Annotated in this window: 16 protein-coding genes and 1 riboswitch; of the genes, 9 read left to right on the top strand and 7 right to left on the bottom strand. The window is 74.7% G+C overall.

The features are described 5' to 3' along the window. Nucleotides 1-97 precede the first annotated feature (97 nt). Nucleotides 98-1,528 carry a lipopolysaccharide biosynthesis protein gene (locus Ae717Ps2_RS09650; RefSeq protein ID WP_139318693.1) on the top strand — a complete coding sequence of 477 codons (1,431 nt, stop codon included), beginning with the start codon at nt 98-100 and terminating at the stop codon, nt 1,526-1,528. A 310-nt stretch (nt 1,529-1,838) separates the two neighbouring features. Here the strand turns inward: Ae717Ps2_RS09650 and Ae717Ps2_RS09645 are convergent, their stop codons facing one another. Next, a complete protein-coding gene (locus Ae717Ps2_RS09645) occupies nt 1,839-2,729 on the bottom strand; it encodes an ATP-grasp fold amidoligase family protein (RefSeq protein ID WP_075305780.1) in 891 nt (296 codons plus the stop codon). A 256-nt stretch (nt 2,730-2,985) separates the two neighbouring features. Between Ae717Ps2_RS09645 and Ae717Ps2_RS09640 the strand changes: the two genes are divergently transcribed. The 3 genes from Ae717Ps2_RS09640 (at nt 2,986) to Ae717Ps2_RS09630 (ending at nt 6,696) form a co-directional block, all read left to right on the top strand. Continuing rightward, complete coding sequence (locus Ae717Ps2_RS09640; protein WP_158071480.1) at nt 2,986-3,987, top strand: glycosyltransferase family 2 protein; 1,002 nt, start codon at nt 2,986-2,988, stop codon at nt 3,985-3,987. Between the two features lie 78 nt (nt 3,988-4,065). Further along, on the top strand, nt 4,066-5,280 hold the full coding sequence (locus Ae717Ps2_RS09635) for an MFS transporter (protein ID WP_075333249.1): 1,215 nt from the start codon (nt 4,066-4,068) through the stop codon (nt 5,278-5,280). Between the two features lie 87 nt (nt 5,281-5,367). Then, a complete protein-coding gene (locus Ae717Ps2_RS09630) occupies nt 5,368-6,696 on the top strand; it encodes an MFS transporter (RefSeq protein ID WP_075333248.1) in 1,329 nt (442 codons plus the stop codon). A gap of 17 nt (nt 6,697-6,713) precedes the next feature. Here the strand turns inward: Ae717Ps2_RS09630 and Ae717Ps2_RS09625 are convergent, their stop codons facing one another. After that, nucleotides 6,714-8,189: an MFS transporter gene (locus Ae717Ps2_RS09625; RefSeq protein WP_075333247.1), complete on the bottom strand. Its 1,476-nt coding sequence runs from the start codon at nt 8,187-8,189 to the stop codon at nt 6,714-6,716. A 117-nt stretch (nt 8,190-8,306) separates the two neighbouring features. On the opposite strand from Ae717Ps2_RS09625, the gene Ae717Ps2_RS09620 reads away from it, so the two are divergent. The 3 genes from Ae717Ps2_RS09620 to Ae717Ps2_RS09610 all read left to right on the top strand — a co-directional run bounded on the left by Ae717Ps2_RS09620 (nt 8,307) and on the right by Ae717Ps2_RS09610 (nt 12,445). Continuing rightward, nucleotides 8,307-9,863: an acetolactate synthase large subunit gene (locus tag Ae717Ps2_RS09620; RefSeq protein WP_075333246.1), complete on the top strand. Its 1,557-nt coding sequence runs from the start codon at nt 8,307-8,309 to the stop codon at nt 9,861-9,863. Between the two features lie 138 nt (nt 9,864-10,001). After that, entirely contained in the window at nt 10,002-11,354 is a 1,353-nt protein-coding gene (locus tag Ae717Ps2_RS09615) for an MFS transporter (protein ID WP_075305775.1), read from the top strand. 107 nt (nt 11,355-11,461) lie between these two features. Further along, entirely contained in the window at nt 11,462-12,445 is a 984-nt protein-coding gene (locus Ae717Ps2_RS09610) for a DUF4073 domain-containing protein (RefSeq protein ID WP_075305774.1), read from the top strand. 69 nt (nt 12,446-12,514) lie between these two features. Here the strand turns inward: Ae717Ps2_RS09610 and cobN are convergent, their stop codons facing one another. Together cobN and Ae717Ps2_RS09600 are read right to left on the bottom strand one after the other, a co-directional pair. Beyond that, nucleotides 12,515-16,159 (bottom strand): cobaltochelatase subunit CobN, encoded by a 3,645-nt coding sequence (gene cobN, locus Ae717Ps2_RS09605; RefSeq protein WP_075333245.1) that lies wholly within the window; start codon nt 16,157-16,159, stop codon nt 12,515-12,517. 90 nt (nt 16,160-16,249) lie between these two features. Beyond that, nucleotides 16,250-16,326: riboswitch (cobalamin riboswitch) on the bottom strand. A 140-nt stretch (nt 16,327-16,466) separates the two neighbouring features. Continuing rightward, nucleotides 16,467-18,071 (bottom strand): PucR family transcriptional regulator, encoded by a 1,605-nt coding sequence (locus Ae717Ps2_RS09600; protein WP_075305772.1) that lies wholly within the window; start codon nt 18,069-18,071, stop codon nt 16,467-16,469. 91 nt (nt 18,072-18,162) lie between these two features. On the opposite strand from Ae717Ps2_RS09600, the gene speB reads away from it, so the two are divergent. Further along, complete coding sequence (speB, locus tag Ae717Ps2_RS09595; protein ID WP_198932157.1) at nt 18,163-19,104, top strand: agmatinase; 942 nt, start codon at nt 18,163-18,165, stop codon at nt 19,102-19,104. 6 nt (nt 19,105-19,110) lie between these two features. Beyond that, nucleotides 19,111-20,562 carry a sodium:solute symporter gene (locus tag Ae717Ps2_RS09590; RefSeq protein ID WP_075333243.1) on the top strand — a complete coding sequence of 484 codons (1,452 nt, stop codon included), beginning with the start codon at nt 19,111-19,113 and terminating at the stop codon, nt 20,560-20,562. Nucleotides 20,563-20,590: 28 nt separating this feature from the next. On the opposite strand, the gene Ae717Ps2_RS09585 is transcribed toward Ae717Ps2_RS09590, so the two are convergent. From Ae717Ps2_RS09585 to Ae717Ps2_RS09575, 3 genes are all read right to left on the bottom strand, one after another. Next, nucleotides 20,591-21,646: an ABC transporter ATP-binding protein gene (locus Ae717Ps2_RS09585; protein WP_020624048.1), complete on the bottom strand. Its 1,056-nt coding sequence runs from the start codon at nt 21,644-21,646 to the stop codon at nt 20,591-20,593. Beyond that, nucleotides 21,634-22,521 carry a nitrilase-related carbon-nitrogen hydrolase gene (locus tag Ae717Ps2_RS09580; protein WP_075311644.1) on the bottom strand — a complete coding sequence of 296 codons (888 nt, stop codon included), beginning with the start codon at nt 22,519-22,521 and terminating at the stop codon, nt 21,634-21,636. The genes Ae717Ps2_RS09585 and Ae717Ps2_RS09580 overlap by 13 nt, the downstream gene beginning before the upstream one ends. Before the next feature lie 82 nt (nt 22,522-22,603). Further along, complete coding sequence (locus tag Ae717Ps2_RS09575) at nt 22,604-23,770, bottom strand: hypothetical protein (RefSeq protein ID WP_075305769.1); 1,167 nt, start codon at nt 23,768-23,770, stop codon at nt 22,604-22,606. Nucleotides 23,771-23,773 lie beyond the last annotated feature (3 nt).

Here is a 23,773-nt window from a genome sequence, read left to right as displayed (position 1 = left end):
CCCCTCCCCCGGCACCCGGCTGGTCGACCCCTGGTTAGCGTGGAGGTGTGCACGCACTCAGCGGGACCTCCCACGCCGCCGTCCGGCGGTGCGCGCGATGAGCGTCGGCGAGATGGTCGCCGGCCGGGTCCGCTCGGTCCGCCGGGAGATGGGCAATCCGCTCTACCGCAACGCGTACGCCCTGATGCTCAACACCGTCGTCAACTCCGGCTTCGGGTTGCTCTACTGGGTCTTCGCCGCGCGGGTGTTCAGCACCGAGGACGTCGGCCGCGGCAACGCCATGGTCAACCTGATGATGCTGATCTCGGTCCTGACCTCGCTGAACTTCGGTCAGGCCCTCATCCGCTTCCTCCCGACGGCCGGGCGCGACTCGCGGTCGCTGGTGCGGCTCGCCTACGGGGTCAGCGCCGGGATGGCCGTCGTCGGCTCGGCCGCGGTCATGACCTACTGCCACTTCGCCTACGCCCCCGGCGACCCGCTGCACGTCTCCCCCGGCTTCGCCGCGTGGTTCGTGGTCTCGACCGCCGCGTGGTCCATCTTCAACCTGCAGGACCAGGTCCTCACCGGGCTGCGCTCGGCGATGTGGGTGGTGCTGGAGAACGGCGTCTACGGCGTCGTGAAGCTCGGCCTGCTCGTCGTCGTCGCGTTCACCTCGGTGTCCGACGGCGTGTTCACCTCCTGGAGCGCGCCGGTCATCGCCCTGCTGGTGCCGTTCACCCTGCTGATCTCGCGGCGGCTGCTCCCCCGGCACACCGCGGAGACCGTGGACCGCGACGACGCCGGTGCCCCGGACCGCGCCACGCTGGCCCGCTACATGGGCGGCGACTACCTGGGCCAGGTGTTCAACCAGGCCATGTCGTCGTTCCTGCCGGTGCTGGTGGTCATGACGATCAGCCAGGCGGCCAGCGCCTACCTGCTGCCGGCCCAGACCGTCTTCCTCGCGATGAGCATGCTGTCGATGGCGATCACCTCGGCGCTGGTCGTGGAGGGCTCCCGGAACCCGGAGCACGCGCACGTGTTCGCCCGCGCTGTGCTGCGCCGGATCTGCCTGCTGGTGTGGCCCGCCTCGCTGGTCATCGCGCTGGCCGCACCGCTGCTGCTGTGGTTCTACGGGCCGCAGTACGTCGAGAACTCCACGACGCTGCTGCAGCTGCTGATGGCCTCGATGTTCCCGCGCGTGATCGTGACGATGTGGATGACGAAGTCGCGGCTCGCGAACCGCACCTTCCCCCTGGCCGCGCAGCAGCTCGTGCACTGCGCGATCGTGCTCGGCGGGATCCCGCTGCTCGCCCCGACGCTCGGGGTCGACGCCGTCGGCTGGACGTGGCTCGCGGGCGAGTTGGTGCTGGCGGTCGTCTTCGCGCCGTCGGTGGTGCGTTGGCTGCGCCGGCCGGCCCCGCCGCACCCGCCCGGCGACGGCGGTCCCGCCAGCCCGGACGGCAAGGACCTCCTCGACCGCGACGACGACACCCGGCCCATCAGCGGGCCGGAGGCGCGGACCCACGAGTTCCCCCGCGTCCGCGACTGACCCCTCGGCGATCAGGGGCTCCGTCCGGCGGCCCACGCAGCGTCCCGAGGCCCCGTCGATCAGTACCTGAGCGCTGTCCGATCGGCCGTCGACAGCGCTCAGGTGCTGATCGACGGGTGGCGCGCCGTCGCCACACCCCTTCGCGGGCAGCCACACCTGTTGCAGCGGGTGTGGCTGCCGGCGAAGGGGTGTGGACCTGCGGCGACCCGCGACGACTGGCCGCGTGGGGTGCCGCGGCGGGCGGCGGGTCGCCGCGGGGCAGCGGGACCGCGGGGGCTGCGAGGGCCGCCGGGTGGGTGCGCGAGCCCGGTCAGGAACGCTGGATGAACTTCTCCGGGATCGGTGTCCCGTTGCGCCACAGGTTCCCCAGGGCCCGGTCGAAGGCGCGGGGCCGCAGCCGGACGAGCCCGCCGCCCGGGTTGTGGGTGATCTCGCCGAAGTAGACGTGGCCGTCGACGTCGTAGAGGTCGACGCGGCAGAAGGTGAAGTCCTTGCCCAGCGCGCGGGCGATCTCCAGCATCCGCTCGTAGGAGGCGGGCTTCTCCGGCAGCGCGTCGGCCTGGGAGAACCGCCCGGAGATCCGGAACGGCACCCAGTCCGGGTGCAGCATCGTCGAGGTGTGGGCGGTGAACCGGTCCTGGTCGACGACGACCATCGCGGGCTCGCCGTGGAAGACGAAGAACTTGTAGTCGGCGGGCGGCGTGGTGCCGTCGCCGATCATCTCCTCGACGACGGCGCGCGGCGTGAGCCCCTCGTAGGGGCGCTCGCGCCAGCCGTGGGTGAAGAAGTCGGTGCGCAGCCAGCGGGCGACCGTCGAGCGGATCTTCGCGTGGTCGGCGGCCGCCGGGTGGCGCACCAGGATCGTCATGTCGCAGCCGTGGGTGCCCTTGACGACGTAGGGGCCGGTGGGCGCCTCCAGGTCGAGGTCCTCGGCGCGCTCGACCACCTGGAGGAGCGGGATGAGGTGCTCCGCCCCGATGCGCTCGGCGACGTGCTCGCGGACGGTGTACTTGTCCGCGGTGACGTGCACCAGTTCGGGCTGGTCGTCGAGGTTCTTCTTGGCGAGCAGCTGGGACCAGGTCCGCGGCCGCCGGAACGTCGTCAACTCCCCCTGGAACAGGGCGTGGTGGGCCATCGCGAAGGCGCGATGCGGCAGGAACCGGAGCCGTCGGGACAGCATCACCCGTGCGTCGAACGACATTCTCCGGACGATAGCGCCCCTCTCCCACCGCCCGGCGCACCGGCCCCGGACCGGGTGGCCCGACCACCCGGGGCAACCCCGGATGCCGCACGGACGTCACCAACAGTGGGCACGCTCGTTGCCATTCGCGAGGAATGCCCGCAGCACGGCCTCGGTCGAGGGCGTGCCGAACGCACTGCGTCACCCCTTACGGTGATTGAGGGGCCGACGGCGCCGAAGACGGCGCACCCCGGAAGGAGCACCGACTGTGCCGATCGTGCGGAACCCCCACGTTCTCGTCACCGTGATCACGCCGGCCTACAACGTCGGCCCGTGGATCGGTGAGGCCATCGACTCGGTGCTCGCGCAGACCGAGTCCCGGTTCGAGTACCTCGTCGTGGACGACGGGTCGACCGACGACACCGCCGACATCGTGCGCTCGCGCGCCGAGCGCGACCCGCGGGTGCGGCTGATCCAGGTGGAGAACGGCGGCTCGGGCGCCGCGCGCAACCGCGCGCTGGCCGAGAGCGCCGCCCCGTTCGTCGCGTTCCTCGACGGCGACGACCGCTGGCACCCCGAGTTCCTGTCGCACATGCTCGAGACCCTGCACACCGCCCCGCCCGGGGTCGGGATGGCGTACTGCCACACCCGCGTGATGATGGAGTCCGGGCAGGTCGTGGCGCTGCGCTGGCAGCCGTCGGGCAAGGTCGACATCGACAAGCAGCTGGTGGAGAACAACCCGCCGCACAACGGCAGCTCGCCCATGATCCGCCGGGCCTGCTTCGACCAGGTCGGCGGCTTCGACTGCTCGCTGCCCTCCGCGGTGGACTTCGAGATGTGGCTGCGGATCGCCGCCGGGTCGAACTACCCGCTGATGTGGGGCACCCGCCGCTGGCTGCTCGACATGCGGCTGATGCGCACCGGCTCGATCAGCTCCAACCGGCAGCGCCGGTTCGAGTGCCTGGACAAGGTCATCGCCGACTACGCACCGCGGATGCGGCGCCAGCACCCGGGGATGGCCTACGTCCGGCCGGCGGTGTTCGCCTACCGCGACGGGCTCGACGACTTCGGCGACCGGTGGGCGCTGCTGGCCCGCGAGGCCGGCACGAAGGAGCTCGCGAAGGACTCGTGGGGCCGGTCGCTGCTGGCGTGGAACAGTGCGGGCCGCGAGCGGCGCGCGCAGCTGCGCAACGTCCGCGACACCGCCCGCAACAGCGCCTACAAGGGCGTATCCGGGGCGCTGCGCACCGCGGTGAAGCTCAACTCGCTGCGGGGATGACCCCGGCACCGCGCCTGCGGGAACGCCACGGCTGACCCGCGACCCGCAGGCGCCCGCCCGCTCCAGCATGATGGGCCCGTGGTGGCAGTCGGAGCGGGCCGGACGGAACGACGGGCCCGGCTGGCGGTGGCCCTGGTCTTCCTCACCAACGGCCTGGTCTACGCCAACCTGCTGCCCCGCTTCCCGCAGGTCAAGGCCGACCTCGGCCTGTCCAACACCCAGCTCGGGCTCGCGGTGGCCGCGATGCCGTTCGCGGCGCTGCTGGCCGGGCTCACCGCGGGCCCGCTGATCGCCCGGTTCACCTCGGCGAAGGTGGCGTCGTTCGGGATGGCGGTGATCGCCCTCGGCGTCGTGCTCGTCGGGTTCGCGCCGTCCTGGGGGCTGTTCGCCACGGCGATGCTGCTGGTCGGGGCGGCCGACGCCGTCGTGGACGTCGCGCAGAACGCGCACGGGCTGCGGGTGCAGCGCCGCTACGGCCGGTCGATCCTCAACGGGTTCCACGCGCTCTGGTCGGTCGGGGCGGTCGCGGGCGGACTGATGGGCTCGGCCGCAGCCGGGGCCGGGCTGGCGCTGCCGGTGCACCTGGGGCTGTCGTCGCTGCTCTCAGTGGTGATCGCGGTCGCGGTCCACCCGCTGCTGCTGCGCGGCGACGACCGCGACGACCGTCCGGCCCCCGGCGCGGCCGACGGTGCGGCCGACGGTGCACCGCCGCGCAGGCCGTGGACCGGGCTCGGCACCCGCACCGTGGCGCTGCTCGCCGTGTTCGGGCTGGTCGCGATCTCCGGCACCCTGGTGGAGGACTCCGGCGCCACCTGGGCGGCGGTCTACCTGCAGGGGCTCGGGGCCGGTGCGGCCGTCGCCGGCCTCGGGTTCGTGGCGCTGCAGGGCTGCCAGTTCGTCGGCAGGCTGGTCGGTGACCGGGTGGTCGACCGGTTCGGCCAGCGCGCGGTGGCCCGCGCCGGTGGCGGGCTCGTACTCGCCGGGATGGGCCTCGCGCTGGCGTTCCCGACCGTGCCCGGCACCGTCGCCGGGTTCGGTCTCGCCGGTTTCGGGGTGGCGACGCTCGTCCCGGCCGCGATGACCGCCGCCGACCACCTGCCGGGGCTGGCACCGGGCACCGGGCTGACGATCGTCACCTGGCTGATGCGGGTCGGGTTCCTGATCTCACCGCCGGTGGTCGGGCTGGTCGCCGACGCGACGTCGCTGCGGGTGGGGCTGCTCGTCGTCCCCCTCGCGGGGCTGGTGGTGGTGCTCCTCGCCGGGGTGCTGGCCGGGCGGCGCCGGCCCGGCTGAGCACCGGTCGACATGATCACGACCGGATCCGACAGGATCATCCGTACGTCTCGACACGAATCGGTCGGCGCCCTAGCGTCGTGACGCATGTCACCCACCGTCCCGCCGGCGCCGCCGGGACCCACGCTCCGGTCGTCCCGCAAGGTCGCCACCGCCAGTCTCGTCGGCACCACCATCGAGTGGTACGACTTCTTCATCTTCGGCACGGCCGCGGCCCTGGTCTTCAACCAGGTGTTCTTCCCGTCGCTCGACCCCGTCACCGGAACCCTGTCCGCGTTCGGCGCGTTCGCCGTCGGGTTCATCGCCCGCCCGCTGGGCGGGGCGGTGTTCGCGCACTTCGGCGACAAGGTCGGCCGCAAGCCGATGCTCGTGTACTCGCTGCTCCTGATGGGCGCGGCGACCGTCGGGATGGGCCTGCTGCCCGGCTACGACACCCTCGGCATCTGGGCACCGGTCCTGCTGGTGGTCCTGCGGTTCCTGCAGGGCTTCGGTGTCGGCGGCGAGTGGGGCGGGGCGGCGCTGATGGCCGTCGAGCACGCCCCGGCGCACCGTCGCGGGTTCTACGGCAGCTGGCCGCAGGTCGGAGTCCCCCTCGGCCTGGTCCTGGGGACCGCGACGTTCGCGGTGCTGTCGGCGACGCTGACCGACGAGCAGTTCCTGGCCTGGGGCTGGCGGGTGCCGTTCCTCGCCAGCGTCGCGCTGATCGCGGTCGGGATGTGGATCCGGCTCGGCGTCCACGAGTCACCGGTGTTCCAGCAGGCGATGGACGAGAAGGCCGCGAACCGGATGCCGGTGCTGGAGGCGCTGCGCACCTACCCGAAGGAGATCGGGCTCGCGGCCGGCTCGTTCCTCGCGACGAACTCGACGTTCTACGTCTCCTCGGTCTGGCTGGTCACCTACGCCACCCAGCAGCTGTCCTACGACCGCACCACGATCCTCGCCGCGAACTCGGTGCTGTCGCTGTCGGACATCCCGCTGATCCTGGCGTTCGGTCTGCTGTCGGACCGGATCGGTCGGCGCCCGATGTTCGTCGGCGGGATGGCGCTGCTGGCCGTGTTCGCGGTGCCGTACTTCTGGCTCGTGTCCACCGGCAGCATCTGGCTTTTCCTGCTGGGCGGGCTGATCGTCCAGGTGGCGCGCTCGGCGGTGTACGGGCCGCAGTCGGCGTTCTTCGCCGAGCAGTTCTCCACCAGCATGCGGTACTCGGGGGCGTCGCTGGCCTACCAGATCGCGTCGATCCTGGGCGGCCTCGCACCGCTGCTGTGCACCGCGCTCGTCGCGCTGACCGGGTCGCTCTACGCCGTCGCCGGCTACGTCGTCGGGATCGCGCTGGTGTCGCTGGTCTGTTCCTGGCTGATGACCGAGACGCTCCGGTCGGGGCTGCGCGACGACGCCGTCGCCGTCGCCCGGACCTGACCCCTGACTTCTGACCTCTACCGCCGGCCGGTCGCGGTCGCCGGCGTGCCCCTGCCCCGGGCGCGCCGGGCCGCGACCAGGTCGGCGACACCGAGCACCAGGGCCAGCGCCACCAGCCCGACGGTGATGAGCAGGCCGTGCGAGATGGCGTCCGCCCAGTCCCCGCCGGACGCGGTGAGCCTGCCGAAGAACACCGCACCGACCGCGGACAGCCCGATCGCCGTCCCGATCCGCTGCCCGGTCTGCAGCACCCCGCCCGCGGTGCCGCCGGAGGTGTGCGGGATCTCCGACAGCGCGAGGGTCTGGTTCGGGGCGATCACCAGCCCGCCGCCCGCCCCGGCGAGCAGCAGCGGCCCGGCGATCGCGAGCCCGGTCCACGGGCTGTGCGCGGTCGCGGCGAGGACGAGGTCGGTGACACCGAGCCCGACCATCACCGTCGCCAGCCCGACGACGATCATCGGCTGCCCGAAGCGCGCCACCAGGCGTCCGCTCAGGGCGGAGGTGACGGCCGAGCCCAGCGCGAACGCCGTCAGCGTGAGACCGGTCTGCAACGGGGTGTATCCCAGCCCGTTCTGCAGGTAGAGGGTGAGCACGAAGAAGATCGAGGTGAACCCGGCGAAGTAGACGGCGCCGAGCGAGGCGCCGACGGCGTAGCTGCGGGTCCGCAGCAGCGCGAAGTCGACCAGCGGGTGGCCGTGGACGCGCTTGGCCCGCCGCTCCCACGCCACGAACGCCACCAGCGCCACGACCGAGACCGCGACCAGCCACCAGGGCGCCGACGCCGGGTCCCGCTCGGCGAGCACCAGCGGCAGCATCAGCGCGACGACGGCGACACCGAGCAGCGCCGAACCGCCCAGGTCCAGCGGGCGCCGTTCCCCCGCCGGCGCGGTGTCGGCCGGCAACAGCCGGAACGCGGCGACCAGCGCCGCGACGCCGATCGGGATGTTGACGAAGAAGACCCAGCGCCAGCCGTCGGCGTCGCCGGCCCAGGCCAGCAACAGCCCGCCGAGCAGTGGGCCGACCGCGGTGGAGATCCCGACGACGGCGCCGAACATGCCGAACGCGGTGCCCCGCTCCGGACCGCGGAACAGGTCCTGGATGAACCCGACGACCTGCGGGGACAGCAGCCCGGCCGCGACACCCTGCACCAGCCGGACCGCGACGAGCACCTCCGGGTTCGGCGCGAACCCGGCGACGGCGCTGGTGAGGGTGAACAGCGCCAGCCCGGTGACGAACATGCGACGGCGGCCACGGTCGTCGCCCAGCCGTCCGGACGCGACCAGGACCAGGCCGAACGTGAGCGCGTAGCCGGACACGATCCAGGACAGCTGCGCGGCCGAGGCCCGCAGCGCGGTCTGCATGGCGGGCAGCGCGACGTTGACGATGCTGACGTCGAGCAGGCTCATGAACCCGGCGACCAGGCAGACCGACAGTGCCCGCCAGCGTCGGGGGTCGGGGGTGTACACCTCGGGGGCGGTGCGGTCGTCGCTCACAGTCCCTCATTCCCCGCCCTGGCGCTGCGGGGCGCAACTCGAACCCGGGTCCTGCGGGCGCGCGTCACATCGTGTGGACTCACCGACCATGTGGACCGTACAGATCGGGAACCGGTCGTGAGGGGCGCCGAGGCGCTGGTCGGGTCGCTCACCGCGGCCGGTGTCGACGTGTGCTTCATGAACCCGGGCACCTCGGAGATGCACTTCGTGCAGGCGCTCGACGCGGTGCCGGAGATGCGTGGCGTGCTGGCCCTGTTCGAGGGCGTCGCGACCGGCGCCGCCGACGCCTACGCGCGCATCGCCGGGAAGCCCGCGGCGGTGCTGCTGCACCTGGGGCCGGGGCTGGGCAACGGGTTGGCGAACCTGCACAACGCGCGCCGGGCCGGGATCCCGCTGCTGTGCGTCGTCGGGGGGCACGCGACAGACCACGTCCGGTTCGACGCGCCGCTGCAGTCCGACATCACCGCGGTCGCACGGACCGTGTCCGGGTGGGTGCACACCAGCGGCGACGTCCGCGACGTCGCCGCCGACGCCATGCGTGCCCTCGCCGCGACCGGCGAGCGCGGCGGGCAGGTCGCGACGCTGGTGCTGCCCGCCGACGTGTCCTGGTCCGAGGGTGCGTCGCTCGCCCCGCCGCTGCCGGTCACCGGGCCGGTCCCGCCGGACGCCTCACGGGTCGCCGCGGCCGCCGACGCCGTCCGCGCGCCCGGCGCGACGCTGCTGCTGGGCGGGCCCGCACTGAGCGCGGCGGGCGTCGACGCCGCCGGGCGGATCGCCGCGGCGACCGGGACACGGCTGCTGGTGGAGACCTTCCCCCGGCGCTGGGAGACCGGCGCCGGCCGGACCCGCATCGACAAGCTGGCCTACTTCGCCGAGCAGGCGATCGCACAGCTGGACGGCACGTCGTCGCTGGTGCTGGCCGGGGCGCGGTCGCCGGTGTCGTTCTTCGGCTACCCGGGCGTGCCCGGGGACCTGGTGCCCGAGGGTGCCGCCGTGGTGGGGCTGGCCGACGCGACGACCGACGCGACGGCCGCGCTGGAGGCCCTCGCCGACGTCGTCTCCGGGGACGCGGCCGCCGCGCTCGCCCCGCACGAGGCGCCGGAGCCCGCGCCGGGGCCGCTCGACGTGCGGGGGCTGTGCGCCGGCGTCGCCGCGACGCTGCCGCAGGACGCGATCGTGGTCGACGAGGCGCTGACGGCGACGGCGTCGCTGGCGATGTCGTTGCAGACCGCGCCGCGGCACACCCAGCTCGCGCTGACCGGCGGCGCGATCGGGATGGGGCTGCCCGCCGCGGTGGGCGCCGCCGTCGCCGCCCCGGACCGTCCGGTGGTGGCGGTGCAGGCCGACGGCAGCGCGCTCTACACGCTGCAGGCACTGTGGACGATGGCCCGCGAGCGGCTCGACGTCACCGTCGTCCTGATCAACAACGCGGCCTACTCGATCCTGCGGGTGGAGCTCGCCCGCACCGGTGCCGGGGAGGCGGCCCACTCGGGGCGGGCGGGACGGATGCTCGACCTCTCCGACCCGACGCCGGACTTCACCGCGCTGGCGACCGGGCTGGGGGTGCCCGCCGAGCGGGTCACCACCACCGAGGGCCTGCTCGACGCGCTGCGGCGGGCGCAGGCAGAGCCGGGCCCGCACCTGGTCGAGGCGATCGTCCCGGCGCTGGGCTGAGCGCTCCCGGTGCCGACCGCACGGCCGCGCCGGCACCGCGTCCCGGTCGGCGACCTGCGCCACCACGGCCAGGTCGCCGACCAGGCGCTCCCTGAATCGGCTTGACCTGCACCCGGGTTCAGGGAGCAGGGTGGCGCCGTGGTCGAGGCGCGGACGGACGGTGCGGGGGTCTGGTCCCCGGGCCGCGCGCCGACGACCGTCGGGATCCTGCTGCTGATCAGCCTGACCGCGTTCGAGGCGATGGGTGTGGGGACCGCGATGCCCGCCGTCGTCGCCGACCTGGGCGGGGTCTCCCGGTACGCCTGGCCGTTCGTGCTGTTCCTGGCCGCGGCGGTCTTCGGCACCGTCGCCGGCGGTCGCTGGTGCGACGTCCGGGGCCCGCGGGTGCCGCTCGTCGCCGCGCCGGTCCTGTTCGGGGCGGGCTTGATCGTCGCCGGGTTCGCGACGACGATGGCCGGGCTGCTGGCCGGACGGGTCCTGCAGGGGCTGGGTGCGGGAGCCCAGGGTGTCGCGGTGTACGTGCTCGTCGCCGAGGTGTACCCCACGCGGGCGCGCCCGGTGGTGTTCGGGCTGATCTCCTCGGCGTGGGTGCTGCCCGCGCTCGTCGGCCCGCCACTGGCCGGGCTGGTCACCGAGCACCTCTCCTGGCACTGGGTCTTCCTCGGTCTGCTGCCGGTGGTGGGGCTGGCCCTGGTGCTGATCGCGCCGGTGGTGCGCGTCCTGCGACCGCCCACCGGTCCGGCGGCCGGCGACCGTGGGACGGGTCTGGTGCCCGCGGCACTCGGTGCCGCGGTCGGCGTCGCCGGGCTGAGCTGGGCGCTGGAGAACCTCGACGTCGGCGGGGCGGTGGCCGGCGTCGTCGCGCTCGCGGTGCTGGTGCCGTCGCTGCGCAGGCTGCTGCCCCGCGGGACCGTCGTCGCGCGCCCGGGCATCGCCGCGGTCGTCGCGGCCCGCGGCCTGGTCGCCGGGGCGTTCTTCCCGGTCGTGTCGTTCCTGCCCCTGGTGCTCACCGCGACGCACGGCTGGTCGCTGACCGCCGCCGGGACGCCGCTGATCGTCGCGTCGCTGGGCTGGTCGGGCGCCGCCGCCTGGCAGGCCCGCAGACCCGACGCCGACCGCGCACTGATGCTGCGCACCGGGTTCGCGATGATCGCCGCGGGCCAGGTCGCGCTGGTCCCGGTCGCCGCCGGGCTGCTGCCGGGCTGGCTCGCCGTGGGGTTCTGGGGCGTGTCCGGGCTCGGGATGGGCGTGGCGTTCTCCGCGATCGCCTACCTGACCCTGGCCCACTCCGACGCCGGTGACGTCGGTGCGCACTCCTCGGCGGCCCAGCTGCTCGACCAGCTCGCGACGGCGGTGTTCGTCGGTCTGGGCGGGGCGCTGCTGGTGGCGCTGGGTTCGCCCGCGGTCGCGCTGCCGGTGCTCGTCGCGGTCGTGGCCTGCCTCTCCGGGATCGGCGCGGTGACCGCGGGGCGGACCCGCGTCCGCGCCTGAGGCGACCGGTTCGGGCCGCCGTGTCCGGATCGACACCTGCCGTCGGTCTGGTGATCACCCGGCCGGGTGAGGGTGGGCGTCGTCGTCCCCACTCCCCCGGAGGTCCCGTGACCCGCCCGTCCCCCCGCATCCGCCTCGTCGCCGCAGCGGTGCTCGCCCTGTCCCTCGCCGTCGCGCCGGCCGCCCTCGCCGCTCCCGCGCCGCAGGCCGGGCCGCGGGCCGTGCTCGACGTGGTCAGCGACGTGCAGGGTGATCTGCCCGACCTCGCACACACCCTCGCGGATCTGGACGACCTCGGCCGCGACGCCGACGGCCCCGGTCCCGCCGACGCGCTCGTCGTCAACGGCGATCTGGTCCCCTCCGGCACGGTCGCCGAGTACGAGGCGTTCACCGCCGCGCTGGCCGCCGGTCCGCCGCGGGCCCGAACGCTGGCCGCGATCGGCAACCACGAGTACTACACCGGGGAGCCGGACGCCGTGCTCACCGAGCGGTTCCTGCGCTACACCGGGATGCCGGCGCCCTACCACCGCAGCGACGTCCGTGGGGTGCCGGTGCTGTTCCTCGGCAGCGTGGCGGCGCCGGGCGACGACGCCTATGCCGTCCTCGGCGACGAGCAGCTGGACTGGTTCGACCGCGAGCTCGACCGCGCCTCGGCCCGGCCGGGTCCGGTGCTCGTGTTCTCCCACCACCCGCTGCTCGACACCGTGTCGGGGACCCGGGGTGCCACGGGCGCGGACAACTACTGCTGCCAGTACCCGCGGCCCGAGCACGACCGGCTGCTGCAGATCATGGGCGACCATCCCGACGTCGTGTTCCTGACCGGGCACACCCACTACGACCTGGGGCTCGACGACTGGGCGGTCCGCCGCACCGTCCCGGGCGGCCACCCCGAGGGGTTCACCGCCGTCAACACCGGCTCACTGCAGACGCAGTGGTCGACCGCGCCGGACGGCAGCGAGGTGGCCGCCCCGACCCGGGCGATGAACCAGGGGCTGCGGCTGGTCGTCGACGGCGGGCGGACCGTGGTCGAGGCGCACGACTTCGCCGCGGACACCGTGGTGAACCGCATCGAGATCACCACGGGCGGCTGACCACCGCCGACGGCCCGGGCCACGACCCGCTCGACGAGGGGGCGTGGCCCGGGCCGGGGCACGACGGGATCAGTCACCCTCGATGTCGCCCTCGGACTCCAGGTAGGCCTGGCGCAGCGCGTCCAGCGTCGCCTGCTCCGGGCTCTCCCAGAGCCCGCGGTCGACGGCCTCCAGCAGTCGTTCGGCCATGCCGTGCAGCGCCCACGGGTTGGACTCGGACAGGAACTTGCGGTTGTCCGGGTCCAGCACGTACTCGGCGGTCAGCGTCTCGTACTGCCAGTCCGCGATGACGCCGGTGGTGGCGTCCCAGCCGAACAGGTAGTCGACGGTCGCGGCCATCTCGAACGCGCCCTTGTAGCCGTGCCGGCGCATCGCGGCGATCCAGCGCGGGTTCACCACGCGGGCACGGAAGACCCGGGCGGTCTCCTCGTGCAGGCTGCGGGTGCGCACCGCCTCCGGACGGGTCGAGTCCCCGACGTAGGCGGCCGGCGCGGTGCCGGTCAGCGCGCGCACCGTGGCGACCATGCCGCCGTGGTACTGGTAGTAGTCGTCGGAGTCGGCGATGTCGTGCTCGCGGGTGTCGATGTTCTTGGCCGCCACCGCGATCCGCCGGTAGGCGTTCTCCATGTCGTCCCGGGCCGGGACGCCGTCGAGGCCGCGGCCGTAGGCGTAGCCGCCCCAGGTGGAGTAGACCTCGGCGAGGTCGGCGTCGCCGCGCCAGTCGCGGGAGTCGACGAGCTGGAGCAGCCCGGCGCCGTAGGTGCCCGGCTTGGAGCCGAAGATCCGGGTGCGGGCGCGGCGGTCGTCGCCGGTGCGCTCGCGATCGGCCTCGACGTGGGCGCGGACGTAGTTCTGCTCCGGGGTCTCGTCCAGCTCGGCGACCAGCTTCACCGCGTCGTCGAGCAGGGCCAGCACGTGCGGGAACGCGTCGCGGAAGAACCCGGAGATGCGGACCGTGACGTCGACGCGCGGGCGGCCGAGCTCGTCGAGGTCGATCACCTCCAGGCTGCGGACGCGGCGGCTCGCGTCGTCCCACACCGGGCGGACGCCGAGCAGGGCGAACACCTCGGCGACGTCGTCGCCGGAGGTCCGCATCGCGCTGGTCCCCCACACCGACAGGCCGACGCTGCGCGGGTACTCGCCGTGGTCGGCCCGGTAGCGCTCGACCAGCGACTCGGCCATCGCCTGCCCGGTCTCCCAGGCCAGCTTCGACGGGACGGCCTTCGGGTCGACCGAGTAGAAGTTCCGCCCGGTCGGGAGCACGTTGACCAGCCCGCGCAGCGGGGAGCCGGACGGGCCGGCCGGGATGAAGCCGCCGTCGAGGGCGTGCAGCACCCGGTCGAGCTCGTGCGCGGTGGCGTCGAGCCGCGGCACGACCTCGTCGGCGGCGAAGCGCAGCACCGCACGCACCCCGTCGGCGTCCACGGCGGAGAGCACCTCGGAGCCGGCCGGGCCGGGGGTCAGGTGCTCGTCGACGACGGCGTCGACTGCGGCCGGGTCCCAGCCGCGGGACTCCATCGCCGCGACGAGGGCGCGGGCCACCTGCTCGACGGCGTCGGTGCGGGCGTTGGTCTCCGAGCCGTCCTCGACCAGCCTGAGGGCCTGGCGCAGACCGGGGACCGACTGCTCGCCGCCCCACATCTGCCGGGCGCGGAGCACCGCCAGCACCAGGTCGACGCGCTGCTCCCCGGCCGGGGCCTGGGCGAGCACGTGCAGGCCGTCGCGGATCTGGACGTCCTTGATCTCGCACAGCCAGCCGTCGACGTGCATGAGCATGTCGTCGAAGACGTCCTCGTCGGGACGCTGCTCCAGCCCGAGGTCCTGGTGCATCTGCGCCGCGGTCATCAGCGTCCAGATCTGCTGGCGGATCGCGGGCAGCTTCGCCGGGTCCAGCGCGGAGATGTTGGCGTGCTCGTCGAGCAGCTGCTCCAGGCGGGCGATGTCGCCGTAGGACTCGGCGCGCGCCATCGGCGGGATGAGGTGGTCGACCAGGGTGGCGTGCGCACGGCGCTTGGCCTGCGTGCCCTCGCCGGGGTCGTTCACCAGGAAGGGGTAGACCAGCGGCAGGTCGCCGAGGACGGCGTCGGTGCCGCAGGAGGCCGACATCCCCAGTGTCTTGCCGGGCAGCCACTCCAGGTTGCCGTGCTTGCCGATGTGCACGATCGCGTGCGCACCGAACCCGCCCTCGGACTCCGGCGCGGCCAGCCAGCGGTAGGCGCCCAGGTAGTGGTGCGACGGCGGCAGGTCCGGGTCGTGGTAGATCGCGACCGGGTTCTCCCCGAAACCGCGCGGCGGCTGCACGATCAGCACGACGTTCCCGCGGCGCAGCGCCGCGACGACGATGTCGCCGTCCGGGTTCTGCGAGCGGTCGACGTAGTGCTCGCCCGGCGCCTCGCCCCAGTGCTCGACGACGCCGTCGCGGAAGTCCTCGGGCAGCGTGTCGAACCAGCTGCGGTAGGTCGCGGCGGAGATGCGGACCGGGTTGCCGGCCAGCTTGTCCTCGGTGAGCCAGTCCGGGTCCTGCCCGCCGGCCTCGATCAGGGCGTGCATGAGCGCGTCGCCGTCGCCGGCCTCGACGCCCGGGAACGCCGCCTCGCCCTCGGTGGCGACCGCGTAGCCCGCCGCGGCCATCGTGCGCAGCAGCGCCACCGTCGACGCCGGGGTGTCCAGCCCGACCGCGTTCCCGATCCGCGCGTGCTTGGTCGGGTACGCCGACAGCATCAGCACGATCTTCTTGTCCGCGTTCGGGACCCGGCGCAGCGTCGCGTGCTTCACGGCGATCCCGGCGACCCGGGCGGCCCGCTCGTCGTCGGGGACGTAGACCGAGAGGCCGTCGGCGTCGGTCTCCTTGAACGAGAACGGGACGGTGATCAGCCGGCCGTCGAACTCCGGCACCGCGACCTGGGTGGCGACGTCGAGCGGGGACATCCCGTCGTCGTTGGCCTCCCAGGTGGCCCGGGAGCTGGTCAGGCACAGGCCCTGCAGGATCGGGACGTCGAGCGCGGCCAGCTCGGTGACGTCCCACTCCTCGTCCTCGCCACCGGCCTGGGCGCCGGCGGGCTTGGTACCGCCCGCGGCGAGCACGGTGACGACCATGGCGTCGGCCTCGCGCAGCCGCTCGAGCAGAGCGGCCGGGGCCTGGCGCAGCGACGCGCACCAGATCGGCAGCGCGCGGGCGCCCTTCGCCGCGATCTGCTCGCAGAGGGCCTCGATGTAGCGGGTGTTCCCGGCGAGGAACTGGGCGCGGTAGAACAGCACCGCGACCGTCGGACCGTCGACGTCGGTGGCCGGGACGGACAGCTCACCCCACTCGGGCAGATCCACCGGCGGCGCGAAGCCCTCACCGGTGAGCAGCACGGTGTCGGACAGGAACGCGTGCAGCTGCGCCAGGTTCTCGGTGCCGCCCTGTGCCAGGTAGGTGTGCGCCTGGGCCGCGACGCCCGCGGGCACCGAGGACAGCTCCATCATCTCCGCGTCCGGGGCCATCTCCCCGCCCAGGCAGACCAGCGGCGTCGCGCGGGCCCGCAGCAGGTCCAGGCCCTCCTCGAAGTAGCGGTACCCGCCGAGGACACGGACGACGACGACGTCGGCGGCGTCGGCCATCTCGGCCAGCTCGTCGTGGGTGACCCGGTTCGGGTTGGCGAGGCGGTAGTCCGCGCCCGAGGACCGGGCCGAGAGCAGGTCGGTGTCCGAGGTGGACAACAGGAGGATCACCGGAGGGCTCCGGGCACAGCATGGGCGCGCGTCATCGACGGACCTTCCTCGGGATCCTCGTCCCGGGTGGGGTGGCGCGGCGAACGGGCGCAGTGTCTGGCTCCCCCCGGCCGTGGCCGGGGGTCACAGTGGCGGGACCGCGCCGGACTCGCACCGGCTTCCTGGTTCCCGCTCGCCGTCTTCGGTTGTCGTGAGTCACCTTCGGTGGCGGCCCGGGGTCCCGTCAAGGTGCGCCGGACCAGGGTGGTGATCCGCACGTGCGGCGGCGTGGTGGGCGGGGCGGGAGCGGAACGGGGGCACCCCGCCGTCAGAACCGATCGGCGCCCGCCCCGCCCGCGGGCGGGGTGTCGTCACCGGCCCGGCCGAGGTCGCGGGCCTGCAGCGCCAGCCACAGCTCGTGGCGGTCCTGGGCCGAGGACAACCGGCGACCGCTGAGCCGCTCGGCCGCGGCGATCCGGTTCCGCACGGTGTGCCGGTGCACGCCCAGCGCGGCGGCGGTGGCCTCCCAGTGGCCGTTGCGCTCGACGAACGCGGCCACCGCGCGCAGCAGCTGCGCGCCGCGCGGGTCGGCGTCGAACGGGCCGAGGACGGCGTCGGCGAACCCGCCGAGGCGGTCGTGGTCGAGCAGCGCGAGCAGCATCCGGCTCGACGCCACGTCCTCGGCGTGCGCGGTCCGTCCGGTCAGCCGGGCCACCGGCAGTGCCGAGCGGGCCTGGCGCAGCGACACCGCCAGCGCGCCGGGGCGCACCGCGATCCCGATCCCGGCCGGGCGGCCCGCGGCCAGGGTGGTGAGCACGGTGTCCAGGTCGACCGGCGCGGGCACGGCCAGCTCGACCCGGCCCGCGGGGTCGGCGGGCTCGGTCCCCGGGCCGTCGCGCACCACCCGGACCAGGGCGTCGGGCAGCACGGCGGCGAGGTCGGCGGCCAGCTCGTCCGGGCGCGGCGCGGCGACGACCGCGGCGCGCAGCGGCTGTTCGGACAGACCGGCGGCGGCCAGCCTGCGTCCGGCGACGGCGTCGTCGACCACCCCGCGTTCCAGGGACGCGAGCAACCGGGCCCGGCCACGGCGCACCGCGGCGTCGAGACCGGCGCGGCGTTCCAGGTCCAGCGACAGCAGCGACACCAGGTCCCCGGTGACCTGGTTGGAGTGCGGTCCCGCGGCGGGCCCGTCCACGAGCAGCAGCGCCCGGATCCGGTGCGAGCCCAGCGGGTGCACCTCGCGGCGGCGCCCGCCGCCGGTCTCGACCGCCGCCCCCAGCAGCCCCTGGGCACGCACGGCGGCGACGGTGCCCGCCAGGCCGGCGGCGAGGGCGTCGGCGCCGTCCGGCGGGGCGGCGGCCAGCACCCGTCCGAGCAGGTCGACGACCACCGCGGTGCGCCCGGTGGCCTGCGCGTGCACCGCGAGCACCGCCGCCGGCCCACCCGGGACGACGGCGGCCGCGGTGAGCGCCCGCTGGGTGCGCAGCGCCCACTGCAGCCGGGCCCGCTCGGCGGCGTCGCGGTGGGCGAACACGGCCCGGGTCACCGCGACGAACGGCACCCCGTCCGGGACCCCCAGCAGCGGCAGCCCGGCCCGGCGGGCGGCGGTGACCAGCTCGGCCGGGACCCGGCGGTGCGGCAGGTCCGCACCCAGCCCGAGCCCGAGCGCGACGACGCCGTGCGCGCGCAGGTGCCGGGCGTAGGCGGTGAGCCCCTCGACGTCCGAGGGCAGCAGGAACCCCACGGTGAGCACCAGCTCGCCGCCCTCCAGCCACGAGCCGGGCTCGGTCAGCTCCGACACCGCGGCCGCCGCGACCACGACGTCGAGGTCGGCGTCGTCGACGGCGGCGCGCCCGAGCCGCAGCGCGGGGTCGGCGAGCAGGGTCGCGAGCGTGACACCGGACGACGGGATGGACACCACGTCGAGGATCATCGCGCGGACTTCGACGTTTCGTCACTTCCCCCTGCGTGCCCGGTGCCCGACCGTGGGCGCACCCGAGACCGCCGCCCCGAGGAGGCCCACCGTGACCGTCGGCCCGGTCGACGCCAGCGTCGTCCCCCGTTTCGCCGGACCCACCACGTTCGCCCGGCTCCCCCGCCTCGACGAGGTGGAGCACGCCGACGTCGTGGTGCTGGGGCTCCCGTTCGACGCCGGGGTGTCCTACCGGCCCGGCGCCCGGTTCGGCCCGGCGCACGTGCGGGCGGCGTCGAAGCTGCTGCGGCCCTACCACCCGCCGCTGGGCGTCTCCCCGTTCGCCGCCCAGCAAGTGGCCGACGCCGGTGACCTCGGCATCAACCCGTTCTCGATCGACGAGGCGATCGCCACCGTCGAACAGGCCGCGGACCGGCTGCGCGCCGGTGGCACCACGCTGCTCGCGCTCGGCGGGGACCACACCGTGGCGCTGCCGCTGCTGCGGTCGGTGGCCCGCACCCACGGGCCGGTCGGCGTCGTGCACTTCGACGCCCACCTCGACACCTGGGACACCTACTTCGGCGCCGACATCACCCACGGCACCCCGTTCCGCAACGCCGCGCAGGAGGGGTTGCTCGACCCGCGGCGCTGCGTGCACGTCGGCATCCGCGGCCCGCTCTACAGCGAGCAGGACCTCGCCGACGACGAGGTCCTCGGCTTCCAGGTGATCGGCACCGACGACTTCCAGACCGACGGGGTGCCCGCCGTCGTCGAGCGGATGCGGCGCCGGCTGGGCACCGGGCCGGTGTACGTGTCGGTCGACATCGACGTGCTCGACCCCGCGCACGCCCCCGGCACCGGCACCCCGGAGGCCGGCGGGCTGACCAGCCGTGAGCTGCTGCACTGCCTGCGCGGGCTGGTGGGGGTCGACGTCGTCGGCGCCGACGTCGTCGAGGTCTCCCCCGCCTACGACCACGCGGAGATCACCGGGATCGCCGCCGCCCACGTCGCCTACGAGCTGGTGTCCGTGCTCGCCGCCAACCGGAAGGGCTGATCCGCCATGGACGTCGCCGTCGTCGTGCTCTACCTCGCCGCCATGATCGCCTTCGGGTTCTGGGGGCGTCGCCGCACCACCGACCGCACCGACTTCCTCGTGGCCGGGCGCCGGCTCGGGCCGTGGCTCTACTCCGGGACGATGGCCGCGGTCGTCCTCGGCGGCGCCTCCACGATCGGCGGGGTCGGGCTCGGCTACCAGTACGGGCTGTCCGGGATGTGGCTGGTCGTCGCGATCGGCGCCGGGATCCTGGTGCTGTCGCTGGCGTTCTCCGGGCGGATCCAGCGGCTCGGGGTGTTCACCGTCGGGCAGATGCTGGAGCTGCGCTACGGCACCGGGCTCGGCGCCCCGTCCGGGATCGTCATGTGGGCCTACACCCTGATGCTGGCCGTCACCTCGACGATCGCCTACGCGACCATCTTCGGGGTGCTGCTGGACCTGCCGCGGGTGCCGTCGATCCTGATCGGCGGTGCGGTCGTGGTCGTGTACTCCACGCTGGGCGGCATGTGGTCGGTGACGCTCACCGACTTCGTCCAGTTCCTGATCAAGACCGTCGGGATCTTCCTGGTGCTGCTGCCGGTCGCGCTGTGGCGGGCGGGCGGCTGGGACGGGCTGGTCGCCGCGGTCCCCGCCGACGCGCTGTCGCTCACCTCGATCGGCGGCGGCACGATCCTCACCTACTTCGTGACCTACGGCTTCGGGCTGCTGATCGGCCAGGACATCTGGCAGCGGGTGTTCACCGCCCGCTCCCCCGGCGTGGCGCGTTGGGCCGGGTTCGGCGCCGGGCTGTACTGCCTGGCCTACGGCGTGGTCGGCGCGCTGATCGGCACCGCCGCGCAGGTCGTCGTGCCCGGCCTGGACTCGCGCGACGACGCGTTCGCCGCGATCGTCGAGGCCGCGATGCCGCCGGTGCTGGCCGGGCTGGTGCTCGCCGCTGCGCTCTCGGCGGTCATGTCGACCTCCAGCGGCGCGCTGCTGGCGACGGCGACGGTGTTCGACCAGGACCTGCTCGGCGCGCTGCGCCGCCGGCGGGGCGCGGCCGCGGGGGCCACGGGCACCGCGGACCCGGCGCACGACGAGCTGTCCGGGAACCGCTGGGCGGTGGCCGCGTTCGGCGTCGTCATGGTCGGGATCGCCTGCCTGCTGCGCGACGTCGTCGCCGCCCTCACCCTGGCCTACGGGATCCTGGTCGGCGGGCTGCTCGTGCCGGTGCTGGGCGGGCTGCTCTGGCGGCGCGCCACCCGGGCCGGGGCGCTCGCCGCGATGGGCACCGGGACGGTGGTCACCCTCGCGACGATGCTCGCGCTGGGCGACCTCTACGCCAACGAGCCGGTGTTCGCCGGGCTCGGGACGGGGCTGGTCGCCTTCGTCGTGGTGTCGCTCGCGACCCGCCCGGTCGAGGCCGACGTGCGGGCCGGGTGGGACGCGCGGGTGGGCGCCGCCGCGGGCCGGGACTGAGCAGCGGCCGGCGGGCCCACCCGCACGGTCAGCCGAGACGGGCGCCGTCGGCGGCGAACAGGTGCGTGCGCGCCGGGTCCGGCGCGAGGTGCACCCCGGTGCCCCGCGCCGGTGGGCGGCGTCCGTCCACCCGGGCCACCATCGGGTGCTCGACGCCGTCGACGCGGGCGCGGCCGTAGACGTAGGCGTCCGCGCCGAGCTCCTCCACGAGGTCGATCTCCAGCGGGATCCCGTCCTCGGCCAGGCGCAGGTCCTCCGGGCGGACGCCCACGGTGACCGTGTCCCCCGCCCCGCGCGGCACCGCGACGTCGACGCCGCCCAGCCGGACCCCGTCGGGGGTCACCGGGAGGCTCAGCAGGTTCATCGCCGGCGAGCCGATGAACCCGGCGACGAACGCGTTGGCCGGCCGGGCGTACAGCTCGCCGGGGGCGGCGCACTGTTGCAGCAGGCCGTCCTTGAGCACGGCCACTCGGTCGCCCATCGTCATCGCCTCGACCTGGTCGTGGGTGACGTAGACGGTGGTGACCCCCAGCCGTCGCTGCAGCGACGCGATCTGGGTGCGGGTCTGCACGCGCAGCTTCGCGTCGAGGTTGGACAGCGGCTCGTCCATCAGGAACACCTGCGGCTGGCGGACGATCGCGCGGCCCATCGCGACGCGCTGACGCTGCCCGCCCGAGAGCGCCTTGGGCTTGCGGTCCAGGTAGGCCTCCAGGTCGAGGATGCGGGCGGCCTCGGCGACCCGGTGGGCGATCTCGGCCCTGGCGGTGCCCGCCATCCGCAGCGCGAAGCCCATGTTCTCGGCGACCGACATGTGCGGGTAGAGGGCGTAGTTCTGGAACACCATGGCGATGTCGCGTTCCTTGGGCGCGACGCCGGTGACGTCGCGCTCGCCGATCCGGATGTGGCCGCCGTCGACGTCCTCCAGCCCGGCGAGCATCCGCAGCGAGGTGGTCTTGCCGCAGCCCGAGGGCCCGACCAGGACGAGGAACTCGCCGTCGGCGATCTCGAGGTCGAGGGCGTCGACGGCGGCCCGGGGCGAGCCCGGGTAGCGCCGTGTCACCGCGTCGTAGGTCACGCCGGCCATGGTGGTGGTCCTTCCGGTGGGGGGTCGGGCTCGCGGTACAGGTCGGGTCTGCGGTCGCGCAGGACGTGGTTGTGCGGGGTGAGGCGCTTGTCGCGGGCGGCGGCCGGGTCGAGGGCGGCCAGCAGCACGCCGGGCTCCCCCGGCGGCGGACCGCCGGGCCCGGCGAGCAGGTTCCCGTCGGCGTCGGCGATCACCGGCGCCTCGAACCAGGCGACCCCGCGCTCGGTTCCGCAGCGGTCCGCGGCGACCACGTGCACCCGGTACGCCCCGGCGACGGCGCGGACCTTGGCGACCTCCAGCGGGTCCTGCCCGCCGGGGGTCGGGCGCCACGGCCAGTTCACCGGCGCGGCGACGATCTCGGCGCCGTCCTGCGCGGCCCGGCGTACCCACTCGGGGAACTCCAGGTCGTAGCAGACCATCGGGGCGATCCGGCCGGCCGCGGTCGCGACCACCGGAGGTGCGGCGTCGCCGGGGGTGAACAGCGTGTGCTCGCGGTCCCACAGGTGGACCTTGCGGTAGACCGCGCGCCGCAGCCCGTCCTCGACGACGACGGCGCTGTTGTAGACCCGGCCGTCGGCGCCGAGCTCCGCGAACCCGGCCACGACGACGCAGCGCAGCTCCGCCGACAGGGCCGCGAACCGGGCGACGGTGGGCCCGTCGGCCGGTTCGGCGGCGGCCCGCGCCTCGGCGGCGTCGGCGAAGGCGTACCCGCAGACGGCGAGCTCGGGCAGGACGACCAGCCGGGCGCCGCCGGCGACCGCCTCGCGCACCGCGCGCTCGGCGATCGCCGGGTCCGGGGCGTCGATCCGCGCCGGGATCCGGCACGCCGCCACCGTCACCCGGCCGTCGGTGGCCGCCGCCGGTGCGGGGGCCACGGGCCCCGCCTCCGGTGCAGGCACCGTGGGGCCCGCCGCCGGCCCCGCCTCCGTGGGGTCCGTCGCCGACATCCCGGCCGCCTCAGTCGTCCTCGGCCGCGAACGCCAGCACCGCGGCCGGTGCGAGGTAGCCGTCGGCGTCGAGGACCCGGCCCCGGTCACGGGCAGCGGCCACGACCTCGCGCGCCCACTCGTGCCGGACCCGGCCGTCGCCGCCGGTGACCACCAGCAGCTCCGCGGTGCCGGGGGTGGCGGTCCGGCCGCCCTCGGCGTCGAGCGCCGTCACCGAGCGCCAGGCGCCGGGCGGCACCGACAGGGTGTCCCGCGGGCCGAGCTCGACGCTGCGCGCGTCGTCGCCGGTGTTGAGGGTGACCGCCCAGTGCCCGGCCTTCACCGTCAGCACCTGGGTCGCGTCGTGCCGGTGGGTGAGCACGCCGTCGCCGGGCAGGGCCCGCAGCCACGCCAGCGCGAACCCGTGCGGGTCGAGCAGCCGCGGTACGGCGGCCCGGCTCTCCACACTGCCCCAGCCGATGACCGGGGCGAACTCGGCGCCGCCGCCGGGCAGCCGCGAGCACAGGTACGGCTCGGCGACCCACGGCCGGTCGGCGGCGTGCACCACGCGGCCACGGAACTGCTCGCGGGTGTAGACGTCGAGCCGGTCGATCTCGGCCTGCTCCATCGGCCGGATCAGCGCGACGTCGTCGGGCAGCGCGTCCCCGGCGACGGTGTCGACGAGCCGGTTGTCCGCGGTGAGGTGCAGGCCGTGACCGGCCGCCTCGGCCAGGACCGTGGGGCCCCAGATGATGCCGCCGGTGTCGTCGCGCCCCAGGACGGTGAGCAGGATGCCGTCGTCGTCGCCGACGTTGGTGAAGCCGCGGAAGATCCACGGCGGGACCGAGACGACGTCGCCGTCGACGCTGCGGTAGGTGCCCTGGGTGCCGTCCGGGCCCCAGCGCAGCTCGTAGTCGCCGTCGAAGTTGATGAAGACCTCGGCGGTGAAGTGCAGGTGCAGGCTGTTCGTGGTGCCGTGCGGCATGCCCGCCGCACCGAGGTTGAAGCCGTGCGGCTCGCGCAGGTTGACGTGCTGGGACGCGTTCTGCGTGACCCCGGGGCCGATGAAGGAGTAGTTGTCCTTGCGGTCCGAGCCCGGGGTGCGGCAGTCGATGAACGCGGCCTTGCACGGGACCCAGTCCGCGTGCCGGACGGTGCGGCGGGCGAGCTCGCCCACGCTGACCACCGTGTCGTGCATGTC

It is taken from the genome of Pseudonocardia sp. Ae717_Ps2, assembly GCF_001932475.1.
Classification (GTDB): domain Bacteria; phylum Actinomycetota; class Actinomycetes; order Mycobacteriales; family Pseudonocardiaceae; genus Pseudonocardia.
This window is presented reverse-complemented; position numbering and strand designations above follow the sequence as displayed.

Bases quoted from the DNA above. Each gene is read 5' to 3' on its own strand.
- Ae717Ps2_RS09650 (WP_139318693.1), top strand. From the start codon at position 98: ATGAGCGTCGGCGAGATGGTCGCCGGCCGGGTCCGCTCGGTCCGCCGG.
- Ae717Ps2_RS09645 (WP_075305780.1), bottom strand. From the start codon at position 2,729: ATGTCGTTCGACGCACGGGTGATGCTGTCCCGACGGCTCCGGTTCCTG.
- Ae717Ps2_RS09630 (WP_075333248.1), top strand. From the start codon at position 5,368: ATGTCACCCACCGTCCCGCCGGCGCCGCCGGGACCCACGCTCCGGTCG.
- Ae717Ps2_RS09600 (WP_075305772.1), bottom strand. From the start codon at position 18,071: ATGATCCTCGACGTGGTGTCCATCCCGTCGTCCGGTGTCACGCTCGCG.
- Ae717Ps2_RS09590 (WP_075333243.1), top strand. From the start codon at position 19,111: ATGGACGTCGCCGTCGTCGTGCTCTACCTCGCCGCCATGATCGCCTTC.
- Ae717Ps2_RS09585 (WP_020624048.1), bottom strand. From the start codon at position 21,646: ATGGCCGGCGTGACCTACGACGCGGTGACACGGCGCTACCCGGGCTCG.
- Ae717Ps2_RS09575 (WP_075305769.1), bottom strand. From the start codon at position 23,770: ATGCACGACACGGTGGTCAGCGTGGGCGAGCTCGCCCGCCGCACCGTC.